This window comes from Vibrio sp. 2433-A1 (assembly GCF_056726085.1).
This window is the reverse complement of sequence record NZ_JBRESC010000023.1, coordinates 1-17,506: the sequence shown is the minus strand read 5'-3', so window position 1 is coordinate 17,506 and position 17,506 is coordinate 1. Positions and strand designations below refer to the sequence as shown.

Here is a 17,506-nt window from a genome sequence, read left to right as displayed (position 1 = left end):
GAAGATATAGCATGAAGGCGCTTCGAAACCCAGTCGCTATCGTGACATTACTTACATTACAAGCTTGTTCGATTTCAACACAGCCAAGTTCCGAGTCAACATCGACTACACCTGCAGCCAGCTTAGATAAACCTGCCACTATCAAACCGCAGACGTTCATTATGCGTGGTGAGGTCGTTCTCGGTCATGAAGTACGAACCATTACGCCTTGTGGTAGCCAGCAGCAATATTGGCTTGAGCTGCCTAACGATCGCTTCCAACAAGCTTTGTCTTTAATGCGCAGCCCATATGAACCTCTATATGGGGAAGTCGTCGGCCACTTAGAAACTGGACTGACTGATGGTTTTGTCGCTGACTACGCTGCACGCTTTGTGGTGGATTCGGTCAACCTTCTTACCGCTGAAAACCCAAAACGATGCCAACAAGCCTCTAAGCCAACACGTGCATTTGGCAGCGAACCCTTCTGGTCGATGAACTTTGAAGGCAAGCAACTGGCTTTCCAGAAAATGGGCGAAGAGAAACAACTGCTAGAACTTAGCTCAAGCCATATCGAGGGCGACCGACGTCGTTACCAATTTGAAAGAGGCTCATTAGAACTCAACCAACGTAGTTGTGTCGATAATATGAGTGATTCCCTTTATGGCTGGAGTTCGAAACTGGAACTTAACGGCGTCAAATATCAAGGTTGCGCGACCTTATCCAACCAAGATGGTACTCAAGGTTGGACAGGCAATTACCAAGCAAACTCAACTAAAAGCAGTGATTTTTCTATCTCACTACAGCTCAAGCAAGATCACACGGCAACCACCTCATACAGTTACAATAATGGCGAGTCTGACTCGGTGGAAACAGGTTACTGGCAGCAACTTAACCCTGAGCAAATTCAAGTCGTGATGACTCATCATCAACAACAGCCATTGCTATCCGAGCGCATTTTCTCTCGTAAAGGTGAACAATTAACGGCGACCAAAGAGAAAGTAGGTAATGTAATTTATCCGATTGCTGATGGTGGCGTGACGCTATTTAAAAGTGCCTCTGAGCAAACGCAAACAAACAAGCAAGCATCACCTAACCAAATCCCATCCTCAGCGGAATTTAACCCTAAGGTGGATAAAGCACTGCGTAGCTACTTCGCCAGTACGAAAACCGATCCTGCGGGTACACGCTACCGTTGGCTTAGCTACGATCTCAATGGCGACGGCAACAAGGAGCTTATCACCCAGCTTGACTGGTGTGGTTCTGGTGGCTGCACACTACTGATCTTTGAAAACCATCAAAATAGCTGGCAATTTAACAGTCGAATTACCTTAGTCAGCACACCGATTAACCTTGGTGTAAGCAGTAGTCAAGGTTGGCAAGATATGGTGTTTTTCGTCAGTGGTGGAGGCGCCGTGCCTAATCAACATATTCTCAAGTTCGATGGCCAGCAATACCCTCTCAACCCAAGCACCGCGCCTGTCGCGAGCTACGATGAGATCAGTCAAATTCAACTCTTCTCTGATGGTTTAACACCTCATCAAGAAGGTATTACTCTGTGACACCTTCAACGAGCCACGAGGGCACGCTAGCTCCCTGCCCTCAGTGCCAACTTCGCCACCAATGTGTCTGTGAACAGTTACCAGCTCTCACATCGGCTTGTCATATTGCACTGTTAACGCATGAGAATGAGCAGCAACGTAACACCAATACTGGGCAGTGGCTGCTTAAGAGCTTACCCGCATCGACCAGCGTGCATATTTGGCAACGCAAATCCCCATGCTCAGAACTTATCAAGCTATTGAACAATGACCAGTACCAGTCTTACTTATTATTTCCACATGAAGAGAGCGTACCGGTAAGCCAAGCTTCTCTGCAGGCAAAAAAAGCAGCTAAAGTGCCACTGTTTATTATTCTTGATGGCACCTGGCAAGAGGCAAAGAAGATGCTACGTAAAAGTGCATGGCTCAAGAGCCTACCCCTTGCGCACATCACCGTAACTCAAGCCTCTAACTATCAATTACGTCGTAATCAAGCAGATGGACATTTGTGTACCCTAGAGGTGGGTTGCGAAGTCCTCAAGGCGCTCGGGGAAGAGAGCAAATCAATGCAGTTGCTGAATTTCTTTGACCACTATATGCAAGCGTTTAAAGCCGACAAAAGTGGTCATGCTCTAGTGACTAAAACAAGCGACTAGGCTCTGCAAGATAGAAGCCTTGCAGATAATCAACCCCGAGATCTTCGGCAATTTCACACACCTCTCGGTTGTGGACGAACTCGGCCACAGTCTTCGCGTTCAAAACTTGGCATAGCTGAACCAACTGACCAGTTATCTGGCGCTGTTTCGCATCTCGATCAATGGTCTTAATCAAACTACCATCAAGCTTGATAATATCCGGCTCTAGACGCATGATCTCATCAATGTTCGAGTAGCCCGCACCAAAGTCATCCACCATTAAACGCACCCCCATATTTTTGAAGTGACAACAGATTTCCGCCATCCGGCCAAAATCTTTAATTTGCTCCGACTCCAATACCTCAATCCCAAATCGATGCGGATCATTGAGCTTAGCGATCGACTCTTCCAACAAGTACAAAGTCTTATTACTGAGCATGTCTTGTGGTGACAAGTTAATCGAGAAAGAGTCGGGGCTGTCTGCCATGTAACTTAAAGTAGAAGACAACATATAGCGACTTAAACGAGTATAAAGGTGCGTACCCTCAATGACAGGTAAAAAACATCCAGGTGAGATGATATTACCTTCATCTTCAATTCTCACTAAGCACTCTTGGGATACCTGCTTGCGAGTGTGTGCCGCAAAAATTGGCTGACTGTAGGTGATGATGTTCTTTTTAAGAATCGTTCGACTGACGATTCCCATTAACTCAATTTTATCTCGCTGCTGTTCCGGGGTAATCGCGCGATCTTTAGCATTGAAGAAGTGGGTATTACGCTCTTTGCCGGTCCGTCTTGCATCGATAGACTTAAACAAAAGTTCGTCCCCCCCGATATCAGGGAAATCACTAGCACTGGCAACACCTCCGGCAATCGAAACCGAAAGAAAGTCTACATCGGGCAGCCCATAGGGCTCAAAGTTAAGGCGCTCGATTTGGTCAGCAAAGGCTGAGAAGTCTTGTTGAACCTGTTTACTTGGCACTAAAGCAGTAAAGACGATCGCCCACTCCGCTGTACCAATGTAGTACAGGTTCTTGGCAAATTCTTGGCCACGAAGGTGAGTGAAGCGTTCAACAAAGTGATCACTTAAGTCGCGGATCAACTCATCCGCCACCTGATAGCCATACTTTTCATTGACTTGGTGTAAGTTAGACACTTTAATCGTGACTACATGCTCATGACTTTTAATTACTTTCAGTCGCTCTTGCAGCTCGATACGATTCTTTAACCCAGTATGTTTATCAAGGCGGTAGCTTTCTATCAGCTTTTTGGTCTGCTTGGTTAATTTTTCCTGCATCTGTCTTTGAGCTTGGTCAAGCTCATCAATCGAGTGGCGAATCAAGTGGAACAAAGGCGAAACTGGAAATTCATCTAACTTACAAGTCTCTATCGCAGGGCGCTGTCTATCTTCACTAAGCGCAAGATAGGTCATACTATGGTGAAGTGTTTCCTGACGGTTGCCTCGATAAAACTCGCCCATACAGTAAGAACCATTGCTGCATGCAAGTTGCTCAAACGGCTTAGTCTCACTGATTCCCTCAAGAAACTCTAATCGAGATTCACAGTTATAGATAAACACCGATTCTGGATTACTCCGCGCCAACTGCATCACGTCATATCGAACTCGTTCTAGAGTCAGTGAAGGGTGATTATAGCAAATTCGAACTTCATCACCGATATTGAGCGGATTATCGAGCCGCATACTACCATCGGGATACATCTCGCGTATGCTGCTGATTTGGCCGTTACTCGCTTGAAGAGGAAAGCAGTATAGCTGTTCTAAAGTGAGAGGACGGTCTTCCGCCAGTCGCTGCTGATAAACTGTATATATCGACTGATAATCTAAGGTTTTGAGTCTATAGCCTTGGCTATCGGTCACCCTCAGTCTCCTACCAATAGGCGCCCATTCAGAAAACGCATTGCGATGTACTGTGAGTTGTTCACTATGTAGAGCAACAAATACCGCAGCGTTTTGAAAGGTTTTATTCCCAAACAGCACCCACTGACTCCCCCCATCAGAACGGCTAGCAAGCCCTCCACCAATTGGGATCTCCACTGTTTGACCTAAAACTTGATAGAGCCTACTGGCATGAGCGGAAAAACTGATCACCGCTTTCGACGTCATGCCCAATTGAAGCTCTTCACATAACACTTCAATTTGAGACTCTAAGTCGCTATCCAGCAGAACGCGTGACAAAGTCAAGGACGTATGTTCAAAACAAGAAACGATTATGAGAGTGCCGTCATGATGGAGCACCCCATCACTTATGGTATGGCGAGTGCTATGACCAATAATATGACAAACGGGAAGGTGCAGTTTAAGCCAGTTTGCATAGTCACAAACAACTTGTTCCGTATCGGACGATAATACTTGGACCAAATATGAAGTTGAGTCTCTCACAGGAATGTCCTGGAGGAATAAGCAAAGTTGCTGATGACTTGCAACTCGTGCGGAATAGGTGCGCATTCTTAAAAGCCTGAGGCGGGATTATTTATCTAGTATTTGTCTATACCGTAATCCATGTTGCCCGAGATGGAAAGCGTTGTTTTATTCGCTGCTATTTATATACCACTCAATTGTAACAACTGATGCAAACGGTTTACTTCTACATCTGGTAAGGTGCGGCCTTTACTGCATGTGTAGATATCTTGGCCTTGGTCGTTAAACCAACAAGCTTGGAAACCGCTGCGTTTTGCCCCAGCGACATCTGAGATTAGGTGGTCGCCGACATGCAGGATGTTATCAGCGGGTAGTGACAGAAAATTTTTCGCTTTATCAAACATTTGCTGGTGAGGTTTGGCGTAACCATCAGGACCCGCCTTGAGCACCAATGAAAAGTAAGGCGCGAGACCAATTTTCTCCACATCAACGTTACCGTTAGTAATCGCCACCAGCGGCAGTCTAGCCGCGAGCTGCTCTAATACCTGATGCGCTTCCAACGGCACGGTAAAATCACTACGCAAGCGATGTACTTGCTCTATCGCTTCATTGGCTGCTTGCGTCGCCTGTGCCTGTGAGTAACCCAGCTCCATCAGTCCAGATTCAATCTGCTTGAAGCGCCAGAAGGTGACGTCATTTAGCATCCAGCTATCTTGCTGTGCTAAACGCATTTTAAGCTCATACCACCAGCCAAGCGGCTTCGTTGCTGAAACGGGGTGATGATGGTGCATCCATTGCGCCATTTGTACCTCAACCTGACGAATGATTGGGCGATTATCATAAAGGGTGTCGTCCAGATCGAACGTCATCGCTTTAAGCGGATTCAAATGGCGGTAGAATTTCATTGGTCACTGCCCTTCTTTTTCGCTCTTGGATGAGCTTGATCGTAAACTTCAGCTAAGTGCTGGAAATCCAAGTGAGTATAAATTTGGGTAGTAGAGATATTCTCGTGGCCCAATAGCTCTTGAACAGCACGTAAGTTATTACTCGATTCAAGCATATGGGTAGCAAAAGAGTGACGCAGTTTATGCGGGCTGATATGACTGGCAACTGCCTGCTTTTGGCCCCATTCCGCCATACGCTTTTGCACATTACGATGAGAGATACGCACACCAAGCTTGGAGACAAACAACCCTAGCTCATCGCTATTAGCCAAACTTGGGCGAACTCTTAGCCATTTACTCACCCACTCTGCAGCCATACCAGTAAAGGGCACTTTACGCTCTTTATCTCCTTTACCCACTACTCGTATTTCACCAGACGAAAGGCCGACATCTTTAACATTGATACTGACCAGTTCAGCTAAACGCAATCCAGCCCCATACATCAGTTCCATCATGGCGCGATCGCGTATTGCCAATGGGTCATCCTCATTAACTTCAAGCAATTGCCCCACTTCATCGACATCGAGGTTTTTCGGTAATGGTCGTTTTTTACGTGGTGCAGAAACCCCTTTAGCAGGATTGGCACTCATCTCGCCACGTAGCATCATAAAATCAAAAAAGCTGCGCAGTGATGACAAGCGCGTCGCTAAGCTGCTTGGCTTCATTCCTTCACGCATGCCTTTACTGGCTAATTGACGTACCCAGCCCGCATCCACTTGTTGCCACTCTTTTAAGCCAAGCTGAGCTAAATGGCCCGCCATGGTTTCAAGTTGCTGTTTGTAATTACGCTGGGTGTGTAGGCTGAGCCCCTTTTCACTTCTTAAGTATTCATAGAAGCGTTCAAGAGGCTGATGAAGGCCATTAGGCAGAGGTACTGCTGATTCGCTCATTTGACTCACATTGCCAAGGAAGGGTTTCGATAAGGTGAGAAAGTACAAGGGCTAAGTGACGCAAGAATAAAGTATCCATATGCGGCTGGAAATGACCGCCGTCACTGCTCGAAAATGCCAAAATACCTTGCAAACCGTTATTATGTAGCGGCAATACCACGTAAGAGCCCATTTCTGGAGCTCGGGAGTTATCTCCCAGCAGTAATTCGCGGTCAACTTTACGCATTCGACCAAGATAAGAGTCTTTGCCATTAAGATGGTTGGTTGCAAAGCGTTGATAGTTGTTTTTATCGAGCGAGTAATAGCTCGACTCACTATCGACTAAGCGAACATAAGCGACTAAGCCTAAAGCCTTGGCTTTCTCTTCAATCGCTTTAATCACCGGCAGTAATGCATCTCCTCTTAAGATCTGCTCTTGCAAATCCATAAATTCATGGAAGGTTTGATCATTGCTTTTTGCCAGTGACATCAAGGCGGTGATCTCTTCTTCAAGCTCTTCAATACGTTGACGTTGACGGTTCATCTGAACATGAACAAGAGAAACAGCGCCTTGTTCTTGCACAGGCAGTGCTAAACGATCCACCAGCTCACGACGATGGATAAAAAAATCAGGGTTATCACGCAGGTATTCCGCGACGACTTCCGCCGTCAGCGCATCTGCTTCGATATTCGACACGATTGTTCCTTTTATTATTGTTATTAGCAGCTTAGTTGACCATCAAAGACATGGGTAGCCGGGCCAGTCATGTAGAGCGGTTTACCTGGACCTTGCCATTGAATCTTCAATGAACCGCCTGGCAGGTTAACCGTAACTTTCTCATCCAATAAACCTTGAACGATACCTACAGCGACTGCACCACATGCACCACTACCACACGCTTGAGTTTCACCCGCACCGCGCTCATAAACACGTAAATTCACTTCGTTGCGATTAACTACCTGCATAAAGCCAGCATTCACTCGCTCAGGGAAACGTTCGTGAGACTCTAGTAGTGGACCTAGGGTATCAACGTCTGCCGTCGCTACGTCATCGACCACTGTTACAACATGAGGATTACCCATGCTCACTGCACCACAGAACAAGGTCTTATCTTCAGTACGTAAGATATAGGTTTTCTCTGTTTGCTTGGCTTTGAAAGGAATCTTGCTCGGTTCAAACTCAGGTACGCCCATGTTAACCGTGACTTGATCATCTTCTTCAATGCTCAAGACCATTTTGCCTTTCTTAGTACTCACGCTGATGCTGTATTTATTCGTCAGCCCTTTCATGCGCACAAACCGTGCGAAACAGCGAGCACCATTACCACACTGTTCCACTTCACTGCCATCGGCATTAAAGATACGGTAGTGAAAGTCCGTTTCAGGGTCGTAAGGTGCCTCTACCACCAGCAGTTGGTCAAAACCAATACCAGTGTGACGATCCGCCAAGCGGCGGATCAGGTCAGGGGAAAAGAAAATATTTTGAGTAATGCAATCAGCAACCATGAAGTCATTACCCAAACCGTGCATTTTAGAAAAATGGAAATGCATAAGACTTCAATTACTCCGGAAGTACGTTTTCAAGCGCCCATAGGCTAGAGAGTTCTTCACGCTGACGGACTAAATGGGCTTGTTTACCATCAACCATCACTTCCGCAGCACGAGAACGCGTATTGTAGTTCGATGACATAACAAAACCATATGCACCAGCAGAGCGAACCGCAAGAAGGTCATTTTCAGCTAGCACGAGCGCACGATCTTTGCCTAAGAAATCACCCGTTTCACAGATAGGACCAACCAGGTCATAAGTCACCGCTTCGCCTTCACGAGGTACAACAGGCACGATATCTTGCCATGCTTGATAAAGCGCAGGACGCATCAAGTCATTCATTGCAGCATCAATAATGGCAAAGTTTTTATGTTCAGTGTGCTTTAAGAACTCAACCTTGGTTAGCAACACGCCCGCATTGGCAGCAATCGCACGGCCTGGCTCAAAAATTAACTCTAAGTCTTGATGATTTTCAAGGCGACCAAGCAACGCTTTAGCGTACTCAGATGGCTGAGGAGGTAACTCATCACGATAAACTACACCTAAACCACCACCAACATCTAGGTGTTCTATGGTCACACCCTGCGCTTTAAGATCATCAATCAGAGCCAGTAAACGGTCTGTTGCATCAATGAAAGGTTCAATATCAGTCAGCTGAGAACCAATGTGGCAATCAATGCCTTTAACATTCAAGTTCTCTAAGCTTTGAGCAAACTTATACACCGCAGGCGCACGGTCAAACGCGATACCAAACTTGTTATCACGCAAGCCAGTAGAAATATAAGGGTGGGTATTCGCATCAACATCAGGGTTAATGCGCAGCGAGATTGGCGCTTTCACACCGAGTTCACCGGCGACTTTGTTCAAGCGCTCAAGTTCAGGCTCTGACTCAACGTTAAAACATTTGATACCTAGCTCAAGCGCGCGCTTCATTTCAGCTTCAGTCTTACCAACGCCAGAGAACACGACTTTCGCTGAGTCACCACCAGCAGCAATCACTCGCTCTAGCTCACCGCCAGAAACGATATCAAATCCAGAACCCAAGCGGGCCAGTGCGTTTAACACACCTAGGTTTGAGTTTGCTTTCACTGCGTAACAAACTAAATGAGGGTGCTCACCTACCGATTTATCAAACGCGTTCCAATGGCGCTCTAAAGTCGCACGCGAATAAACGTAAAGAGGTGTACCAAACTGCTGTGCTAGTTCCGTTAGTGAGACATCTTCAGCCCAAAGCTGGCCATCATCCTGATAGTTGAAGTAATCCAAAATTCTTTCCCTTATATTCTGATTCTATTTTATTGTGAAGGCAGCTCGTTCTGCTGAGCATCTTCAGGCATGTAAAGAGGTCCAGTTTGACCACAGCCAGCTAAGCCAAGAAGCGAAAAGATAAATAGCGCTAAGAGTGATTTTTTCATCGGTTGTATCGTGATTATTCTGTCAATGCCCCCTATAATCGCACCACACTCAAGAAAAGCAATAGGATAGATTGGATGAACGAGACTGAATTTTATCAGTTAGTAGATGTTCAAATGCAAATCATCGAGGAAATGATTGATGATTCAGGCGCGGACATCGACTACGAGACCTCTGGTAACGTGATGACCCTAGAGTTTGAAGACCGTAGTCAGATCATTATTAACCGCCAAGAACCAATGAAAGAGATTTGGTTGGCGTCTAAGTCAGGTGGTTTCCATTTCTCGCTTATCGATAATCAATGGACCTGCTCTAAAACTCACCTAGAGCTGATTACCATGGTTAAGCAAGAGTGTGAAAAACATTGCGATGAAGAGATTGAGTGGGTCTAACCCTTGATCAGACAGATACAAAAAAGAGCATCATTGATGCTCTTTTTAATCGACTCATTAGACGTTGACGATTTTACTCGGCCTAGAGTAACTGGCGCCATCATTACGATAAGGAACAATATAAGGTGCATCATCTTCAGGGCGCACAATTTGATAGTACTGCGGTAAGTTGAAGTTGATTAGCTTCGACGATAGCGGATTTTCATCTTGTACCGAGGTGTAGAAGCTATTCACACTGGCAATCATCTCGTCTTTTTCACCTCTAAATTGATGATAGACTTCAACGCGATTGGATTCGTCGAGCACATAAATATTGAAACCTTGCTCTCCATCTTCAAAGAAGAACTGAATTAAACCTTCACTGGCAAAGCCATCCACCACTTCCGGCAATTGGTAGTCCTGCTCTTTATCGAGCATGAGCAGTGGTGAGCCCTTGAGTTTATTGGTCGAAATACTGCGGTAGAAATCGACCGAGTTTTCTAGCATCTGTACCGAGACACCACGACGTTCAAAGAACAGACCGTAGGTTTGCTGACCAATGCGTAGCGCTTTAAAGCGGCGACGCTTTTCTTGTTCAACAGGCTTTAAGCGCAGATCAATACACTCGGCCAATAGCTGATAAACCATATTGCGCATCACACCACGCAGGTTTTTGCTGTAGCAGAATACATCCACCGACTCTGGTGGAATCGCATCTTGGTGCATCTTACCCAATACAGTTTTCAGTGCATCAAGCATCGCCGTCTCACCTTTGAAGTGTAAGGTGCGCACTTCATGCCATGAGTTGCGATAAACCAGATCAACACTGCCGACTAAGCATTTCTGCTCGGGGCCAAAGCTGAAAATATCAGTGCTCTTTGGATCTAGCTTAAGTGACTTACCACTCAGCTCTGAGGTTGGATCATTTTCAAAGTTGATGAACATCGCTAGCTGGCTAATCTCACAAGGACTGGCCAGTGCTTGCATGGTCGGACGACGTTTACGCAGTGAGAAGGTATTACGTAAGTCACTCACCATTTGGTAGAACTTATCAATGTCTAAGTGCGCATCACGAATCACAGAGTGCAGACGCGTCGACTCGGTAATCAAGCCATTGAAGAATGACCAAGCCACTAACTTACTGAGGTATTCATTGTGCTCAAGCGGTGCTTGACCAAGAATACGGTGCGGCGTTATTGGCTGTTTGTAGAGATACCAACCCGACTTATTAGTGCGCCCAGGGCGAACCTCAATAAACGTCAGATCAGATTCATGTAAGTCAGGCGAAATCTGTGGGTTAAGCAGAGTCACTTTACCCGGTAGTACCTCAAACGCAGCATAAAGCTTACGAGCGAGAATACTGATGTCTTGCGGACTGATCGCTGACGTAATGTCATTACGACGCGCAAACTGAATTAGGTTACGATAGCTCTGCATTAACGCATCAAGCAAAGCATGGTGAACCACCTTAACCTGCTCTACCTTCCAGTTACGGCGATCATCAAGTTCAGCTATCACCGCTTCTGACCAATCCCACTTTTGCACCATGTCAGTCATCGCTTCACGACGCCAAGCTACCGAGCCGTTACTTGGTTCACGAGAGAGCTTTTCATGGGTTTTGAGGTAGAAACAGCGACGAACTAAATTCAAGCGCGTGGTATCACCAATACGTTCTAGATAACGCGTCACCTTCTCAAGCATTAGATAGTACGCATCCATGCCATAGAGATCAGGCTCATGGGCAAAGAAGCGACGTTTGGTGTCTAAGCTAAGAAGTTGAGTATTTGGGTACTCCCACGAATAGGCTTCCAGTAAGATAGCTTTGAGAACAGATTTGTACGGCGAGTCGATACTCTTATACAGCTGCCATAAATTCGAGCCAAAATACTCCTCTGCCGGAATACGATTGAGCTGACCGAAATCGATCCATTTTGAACAATCAATATATCCTTTTCTGCAAAGGTCATTTACATATTCGTCGTAGCACTCTTCCATCTCAGGCGGCACGATTTGCCACAATAGGCGCTGGCCCGCAAGGCGAACGGCACTGCGATAGAATTCATCAAGTAGTAATAAGTGTTGAGATGAACCACAGTTATCACCGGTCATCTCTTCAGAGTGGTTTGAGCGGAAACGCTGCTCATCCATTAAGAAGAAGTTGGCTTCTACACCCTGAGTCTGTGCCCAGTCAGTGATCAAAAGACATTTATTAGTCAGGCTTTCACGCTCATCTGAGCGCATGTTAGGAGAAACGCACACCCAAATATCTAAATCACTGGATGTACTTTGACCAATAGAAGACGTACTGCCCATCGTGTACAAGCCTTGGATGGCTGGATTTTTCGATGTCGCGAGCTCTTGACCAATCGTTAACTGTGTATCTTCTACAAACTGCTGCTGAATTTCATTAAGTTCGAAGTCACACACACCAAACGGAACATGTGCGTCGAAATAGCCAGGCATAACTGGATGATTGAAGTGAAGCAGGGTTGGAATAAGATGGAATACACGCTGGCTAGATAAATCCATAAGCGCCAGCGCACGTTCAATACGTTGCTGGTTAAGGTTATCAAGTCTTTCAGTTAGCGTCTTGGTGTAAGCCTGCAAGAGAGCTTCCTTGGTTTATATCCTAGATAGTGCCTTGACTATTAATTGTTCTAAAGCACCAACAAAACGTGATCAATCTAACACTTTTCTTTGAGTTGGTAAAGAAATGTACGATCGATTCGACACAATTTTGCCCACCTAAAATTATCGCTCTTAGTGTGGTACGTAACTCCTATTAATAATAATAGCCTATTTTACAAACGAGACCTTAATCACACTCTTTTAATGATTTTATGCTAGCGAACATCAAACTTGAATTCGATTTGATAAGCAATAATGCTTTTTTAACCGACAGTGGTAGGATTAGCTCATTATTTTGTTTTCAGTAGAACGCTATGACTCAATCAACTCCTATTCGAATCGCAACACGTAAAAGCCCACTTGCTCTTTGGCAGGCACATTTTGTTAAAGATGCACTTAAAGCGGCCCACCCAAGTCTAGAAGTTGAGCTAATCACAATGGTTACTAAAGGCGATATTATCCTTGATACCCCATTGGCAAAAGTTGGCGGTAAAGGTCTATTCGTCAAAGAGCTAGAAGTTGCGATGCTTGAAGGACGAGCTGACTTAGCCGTTCATTCGATGAAAGATGTGCCAGTCGACTTCCCTGAAGGGCTAGGTCTAGTGACAATTTGTGAGCGTGAAGACCCGCGCGACGCATTTGTTTCGAATACCTACAACAATATTGATGAGTTGCCACAAGGGGCGGTAGTGGGTACTTGTAGTCTACGTCGTCAATGCCAACTTAAAGAATACCGCCCAGATCTTGTGATTAAAGAGCTACGCGGTAATGTCGGCACACGTTTAGGTAAGCTTGATGATGGTCAATACGATGCAATCATCCTTGCAGCAGCAGGCCTAAAACGTTTAGAACTAGAAGAGCGTATTAAGAGCTTTATTGAACCAGAGCAATCACTACCAGCGGTTGGTCAAGGCGCAGTAGGTATTGAATGTCGCTTAGATGATGAGCGTCTAATTAAACTACTAGAACCACTAAACCACAAAGAAACCGCCGATCGCGTTCTATGCGAGCGCGCGATGAACCTTACTCTGGAAGGTGGCTGTCAGGTACCAATTGGTAGCTACTCACTCATTGATGGTGACAACATTTGGCTGCGTGCGCTAGTTGGCGAGCCTGACGGTTCTAAGATCATCCGTGGAGAGATCCATGGCTCACGTGCTGATGCAGAATCTCTTGGTGTTGAGTTGGCAAATCAACTGCTTGATGACGGCGCAAAAGAAATTTTGACCAAGCTATACGCAGAGCACGAGTAATTATGTATGGCAGTACTGGTCACTAGGCCGGGAAAGGAAGGCCTTTCACTATGCCAACAATTATCAGAGGTGGGGATCGCCGGTCATCACCACCCTCTGATTGAAATCCAGTCCGGTGAGCAACTATCCGGATTAGAAGATCAGATCTCTTCTTTCGACATTATTATCGCGATTAGCCAACATGCGGTAAGCGAAACTTGCCTCCATCTGACTCAAACATGCAAAAGTTGGCCGATAAATCCGGTCTATATTGCCGTTGGTCAAAAAACTGCACACGTTTTAAGCAAAGCGGTTAAACAACAAGTACACTACCCTGATGTCAGTGACAGCGAGCATTTATTAAAGCTGGAAACACTTCAGCATGTCGCCAATAAAAAAATCCTTATTTTACGAGGAAATGGCGGTAGAGAACTCATCTTTGACACTCTGGCCGAGCGCGGCGCTATTGTAGAGTATCGGGAAGTCTACAAACGAGAAAACCTAGCTTTCCGCTCAGATTTATTAGTGCCACTCTGGCAAGATGAACAAATAACCCAATTAGTCATAACCAGTTCAGGTCAACTTGAGTACTTTATTTCTCAATTGAGCAACGCAGAACGGAACTGGTTGTTTACGCTTCACCTTTATGTACCGAGTGAGCGTATTGCACAAAATGCACGTGAGGCTGGTTTTAAAGTTGTCACCAATACCTTAAGTGCCTCTAACCCAGTGTTGTTGGCTGCTCTCCAGCCAGATAGAACAGGACAATAAGTAATGACAAGCAAGAATAAAAACGAAAACATTGCCCCTGACCAAGACAAGCAATCGGCAGAGGATAGCAACAAGGTTGAATCAACCACATCTGACGTTGAACAAAAGACGACAAGTGAAGCAAGCGTGGAAAAGTCCACGACACAAGTACCTGAAGCTAATCAAGCACAATCTTCTCAACCTGTATTCGAAGAAAAACAAGGTAAGCGAGGGGTTAAACTTGGCACTGTTGCTATTATCATCTCTATCCTTGTTGGGGGCGGCTTAACCTTCCAAATGCAGCAAAAGAACGCTGAGTACCAAGCTCAAATCAATGCCCTGCAAACCCAACTCAAGCAAACTCAAGATAGCATCAAATCAGAGTTAGACTCGGCGCAGAAGCAAGCTATCGAAAAAGCGACAGAAATTACTCATCGCGCCGAAACCGTTCTTGCCCAGCAACAGAAAAGCATTGTTAGCCTTCAAGTCGCAATGGCCGATGTGAAGGGCCGTCGTCCAAATGATTGGCTACTAGCGGAAGCTGATTATTTAGTAAAACTTGCTGGACGTAAGCTATTCCTTGAACATGATGCAGTAAGTGCAACTAAGCTAATGGAGTCCGCCGATCAGCGCATTGCTGCGTTAAACGATCCGAGCTTAGTTCCACTAAGAAAGTCGATGGCTAATGACATTACTAAGCTAAAAACCATCCCATTGATTGATAGAGAAGGGCTAGTTCTAAGAATCACGGCACTACAGCAGCAAGTTGATAAGCTACCACTAGCAAATGCTCTACTGCCTGAAGCGCAACAAGAAGAGAAACAGGTTGTTTCTCAAGATGTTTATGACTGGAAAGATAATCTCATGACGTCATTAAAAGACTTCTCTGAGAACTTTATTACTTTTAGAACTCGTGATGGTAACGTCATTCCATTGCTATCACCTCAGCAGCATTTCTACTTAAAAGAGAACATTAAGGCCAAACTAGAAACAGCAATTAAAGCCGTCTATGTAGAGCAGCAAGAGATCTACTCGACAGCTTTAACAACTGCTGACAAGTGGTCTACGACTTTCCTTAATCAGGATTCAAACGAAGTCATTGAGTTCAATAAAGCACTAGAGCAACTAAGTAAGCAGACAGTACAAGTCGAATACCCAGTTAAGCTAGAAACTCAACAAGAGTTATCCGACGTCATTCGCGATCGTCTACGCCGTGAAGTAACCACCCTAGTAACGGAGGATAAATAATGTTTCGACTGATTTTCCTTTTCGTCGTCTTAGGACTGGGATTATTTGCTGGCACGCAATTTTCTGGCCAGCAAGGTTATGTATTGATCTCCATCGCGAGCAAGACCATCGAAATGAGTGTCACAACACTAGTCATATTCGTTATCGCTGCACTGGCTGGTCTATTTGGCCTTGAGTATTTAGTGAAGAAAGCCTTTTACGCAAGCTCAGCAACTTGGAACTACTTTAATGTGCGTAAGATGCGTCGCTCGCGTCGTTACACTAACGAAGGCATCATTAAGCTATTAGAAGGTGACTTCAAAATTGCCGAGAAGAAAGTAACTCGCTGGGCCAATCACCACGATATGCCACTACTATGTTACTTAGTCGCCTCTGAAGCCGCTCAAGGCTTGGGCGATACTGAACAACGTGATCGCTACCTTGAACTAGCAGCACAACAAGATAACTCGATGCTAGCTGTTGAACTCACTCGCGCGAAACAATTGATTCGTGAGGCAAACTACAACGCAGCATTTGATACGCTATCTAGTCTCAAGTCTAGCTACCCAAATAATGCCATTGTGCTTAACCTTCTTAAGCAGGTATACATTGAATTGAAGCTATGGCAGCCACTACTCGACCTACTGCCTAAGCTCATCAAGCACAAAATCGTCCTTAAAGAAGAGCAAGAGCCTTTAGTACAACGAGCTCAATGTGGATTACTGCATGAAGTAGCCTTACAAAAGGGCAGTGAAGGCCTAGTGGCTCACTGGAATTCACTACCTCGTAAAGTGAAAGCCGACACTCATTTAATCGAGTGCTTCGCTAAGCAACTGATCTCGCGCCAAGCTGATAGTGAAGCGTTCACATTACTCAAAGAAACGCTAAAAAAACATCCTAACTCAGATTTATACGCACTTCTTCCCAAGCTAAAACTGGCAGATAGTCACCCTGCTGTTACGTTTCTTGAAGGTGTGCTACGTAAGGATGGTAACAATGCAGATGCTCACAGTGCGCTTGCTCAGTTCTATCTACGCAGCGAGAAATGGCCAGAAGCTCAAGTACACTTCGAGAAGGCGCTGTCTGTGCGCTCTAACGTCACAGACTATGGTTATCTCTCTGACGCACTAGAGAAGCAAAACCTAACCAAAGCAGCTCATGAAGTGTCGAAGAAGGCATTAACTCTAATTAACGAGCCTGCTACGCAATAGGCAATCAACAAAAAATCAAATAGTCACTCTTAATAGAGTGGCTTTTTTTGTATCTAAAGAAAAGTAATTCGTATCCCTCTACGACTCATGTCATGGAGAGATATTAAAGGGAAAGTTCTACCATCGAATATCTATGACGAACTAAACTCTTGATTTGAAAACGAAACAGAATTAATGGGAACCGTTCTAAATGGCAATAAGGGCATGCCCACACTGAAAGGGAGTCTAGCGGGCAACACATCAAAAGTATCGTTACCTATATCAATAGTGATACATGACAGTTAGTAGAGCTCTGACAGCTCGTTATAAAACCTCTAGAGATTCCCTAGTCACTTCTTCGTTTTCCTATGAAATGACAATGTATCTGTCAAAGGTCGAAGGAAAGCAATCTCGCAGCTCCAACAAACGTCATGGAGGGATGGAGCGATACTTTATATCTTAAGCGCAAAAAGCCCGTTGCGTCAGCAACGGGCTTCTAAAACGACGAAAGCCTAGTCGCAAGACTAGGCTTTCTAAATAAGTGGCTGACGGCCGGGGTTGCGGGCAACTGGGACTCGTTGGTCGCAGACCAAAATAATCCCACAGATACAAAAAGACCCCAGCATTTCTGCTGAGGTCTGGAATAAGTGGCGGAGCGGACGGGACTCGAACCCGCGACCCCCGGCGTGACAGGCCGGTATTCTAACCAACTGAACTACCGCTCCGCACTGGTTAGACCTAAGTCTAAGTTTTTGCCTTTAGATTTGTCTAAAATCTAAAAACGAAATTTAAAGCCTGGCG

The 17,506-nt window shown here is 45.3% G+C and carries 15 protein-coding genes and 1 tRNA gene; 7 read left to right on the top strand and 9 right to left on the bottom strand.

What is annotated here, in order from left to right:
- The first annotated feature begins 11 nt into the window (after positions 1–11).
- Both ACU01J_RS18280 and ACU01J_RS18275 read left to right on the top strand, forming a co-directional pair.
- Positions 12–1,538, top strand: coding sequence for a COG3650 family protein (locus ACU01J_RS18280; RefSeq protein ID WP_481086996.1), 1,527 nt, complete (start codon positions 12–14; stop codon positions 1,536–1,538).
- Positions 1,535–2,173: a tRNA-uridine aminocarboxypropyltransferase gene (locus tag ACU01J_RS18275; RefSeq protein WP_481086995.1), complete on the top strand. Its 639-nt coding sequence runs from the start codon at positions 1,535–1,537 to the stop codon at positions 2,171–2,173. Before ACU01J_RS18280 ends, ACU01J_RS18275 begins: the two co-directional genes overlap by 4 nt.
- Here ACU01J_RS18275 and ACU01J_RS18270 read toward each other — a convergent pair.
- The 7 genes from ACU01J_RS18270 to lptM form a co-directional block, all read right to left on the bottom strand.
- Positions 2,157–4,619, bottom strand: a complete 2,463-nt coding sequence (locus ACU01J_RS18270) for a bifunctional diguanylate cyclase/phosphodiesterase (protein ID WP_481086994.1) — start codon at positions 4,617–4,619, stop codon at positions 2,157–2,159. The genes ACU01J_RS18275 and ACU01J_RS18270 overlap by 17 nt on opposite strands.
- Positions 4,620–4,714: 95 nt before the next feature.
- Complete coding sequence (gene yigB, locus ACU01J_RS18265) at positions 4,715–5,437, bottom strand: 5-amino-6-(5-phospho-D-ribitylamino)uracil phosphatase YigB (protein ID WP_481086993.1); 723 nt, start codon at positions 5,435–5,437, stop codon at positions 4,715–4,717.
- On the bottom strand, positions 5,434–6,366 hold the full coding sequence (xerC, locus tag ACU01J_RS18260) for a tyrosine recombinase XerC (RefSeq protein WP_481086992.1): 933 nt from the start codon (positions 6,364–6,366) through the stop codon (positions 5,434–5,436). Before xerC ends, yigB begins: the two co-directional genes overlap by 4 nt.
- A complete protein-coding gene (locus ACU01J_RS18255) occupies positions 6,338–7,042 on the bottom strand; it encodes a DUF484 family protein (RefSeq protein WP_481086991.1) in 705 nt (234 codons plus the stop codon). The genes xerC and ACU01J_RS18255 overlap by 29 nt, the downstream gene beginning before the upstream one ends.
- Before the next feature lie 23 nt (positions 7,043–7,065).
- A complete protein-coding gene (gene dapF / locus ACU01J_RS18250; RefSeq protein ID WP_481086990.1) occupies positions 7,066–7,896 on the bottom strand; it encodes a diaminopimelate epimerase in 831 nt (276 codons plus the stop codon).
- Between the two features lie 10 nt (positions 7,897–7,906).
- A complete protein-coding gene (lysA, locus tag ACU01J_RS18245) occupies positions 7,907–9,160 on the bottom strand; it encodes a diaminopimelate decarboxylase (RefSeq protein ID WP_481086989.1) in 1,254 nt (417 codons plus the stop codon).
- 29 nt (positions 9,161–9,189) lie between these two features.
- On the bottom strand, positions 9,190–9,309 hold the full coding sequence (lptM, locus tag ACU01J_RS18240; protein ID WP_481086988.1) for an LPS translocon maturation chaperone LptM: 120 nt from the start codon (positions 9,307–9,309) through the stop codon (positions 9,190–9,192).
- Positions 9,310–9,384: 75 nt separating this feature from the next.
- On the opposite strand from lptM, the gene cyaY reads away from it, so the two are divergent.
- Positions 9,385–9,699, top strand: a complete 315-nt coding sequence (cyaY, locus tag ACU01J_RS18235; protein ID WP_481086987.1) for an iron donor protein CyaY — start codon at positions 9,385–9,387, stop codon at positions 9,697–9,699.
- Positions 9,700–9,756: 57 nt separating this feature from the next.
- Here the strand turns inward: cyaY and ACU01J_RS18230 are convergent, their stop codons facing one another.
- Positions 9,757–12,285, bottom strand: coding sequence for a class I adenylate cyclase (locus ACU01J_RS18230; protein WP_481086986.1), 2,529 nt, complete (start codon positions 12,283–12,285; stop codon positions 9,757–9,759).
- Positions 12,286–12,620: 335 nt separating this feature from the next.
- Between ACU01J_RS18230 and hemC the strand changes: the two genes are divergently transcribed.
- From hemC to ACU01J_RS18210, 4 genes are read left to right on the top strand one after another with little or no spacing between them, the layout of a single operon-like run.
- Positions 12,621–13,559, top strand: a complete 939-nt coding sequence (gene hemC / locus ACU01J_RS18225; protein WP_481086985.1) for a hydroxymethylbilane synthase — start codon at positions 12,621–12,623, stop codon at positions 13,557–13,559.
- A gap of 6 nt (positions 13,560–13,565) precedes the next feature.
- Positions 13,566–14,309 carry a uroporphyrinogen-III synthase gene (locus tag ACU01J_RS18220; RefSeq protein ID WP_481086984.1) on the top strand — a complete coding sequence of 248 codons (744 nt, stop codon included), beginning with the start codon at positions 13,566–13,568 and terminating at the stop codon, positions 14,307–14,309.
- Between the two features lie 3 nt (positions 14,310–14,312).
- A complete protein-coding gene (locus tag ACU01J_RS18215) occupies positions 14,313–15,536 on the top strand; it encodes a uroporphyrinogen-III C-methyltransferase (protein WP_481086983.1) in 1,224 nt (407 codons plus the stop codon).
- Positions 15,536–16,726, top strand: a complete 1,191-nt coding sequence (locus ACU01J_RS18210; RefSeq protein ID WP_481086982.1) for a heme biosynthesis HemY N-terminal domain-containing protein — start codon at positions 15,536–15,538, stop codon at positions 16,724–16,726. Before ACU01J_RS18215 ends, ACU01J_RS18210 begins: the two co-directional genes overlap by 1 nt.
- A 627-nt stretch (positions 16,727–17,353) precedes the next feature.
- Here the strand turns inward: ACU01J_RS18210 and ACU01J_RS18205 are convergent.
- A tRNA-Asp gene (locus ACU01J_RS18205) sits at positions 17,354–17,430 on the bottom strand.
- Positions 17,431–17,506: the final 76 nt, after the last annotated feature.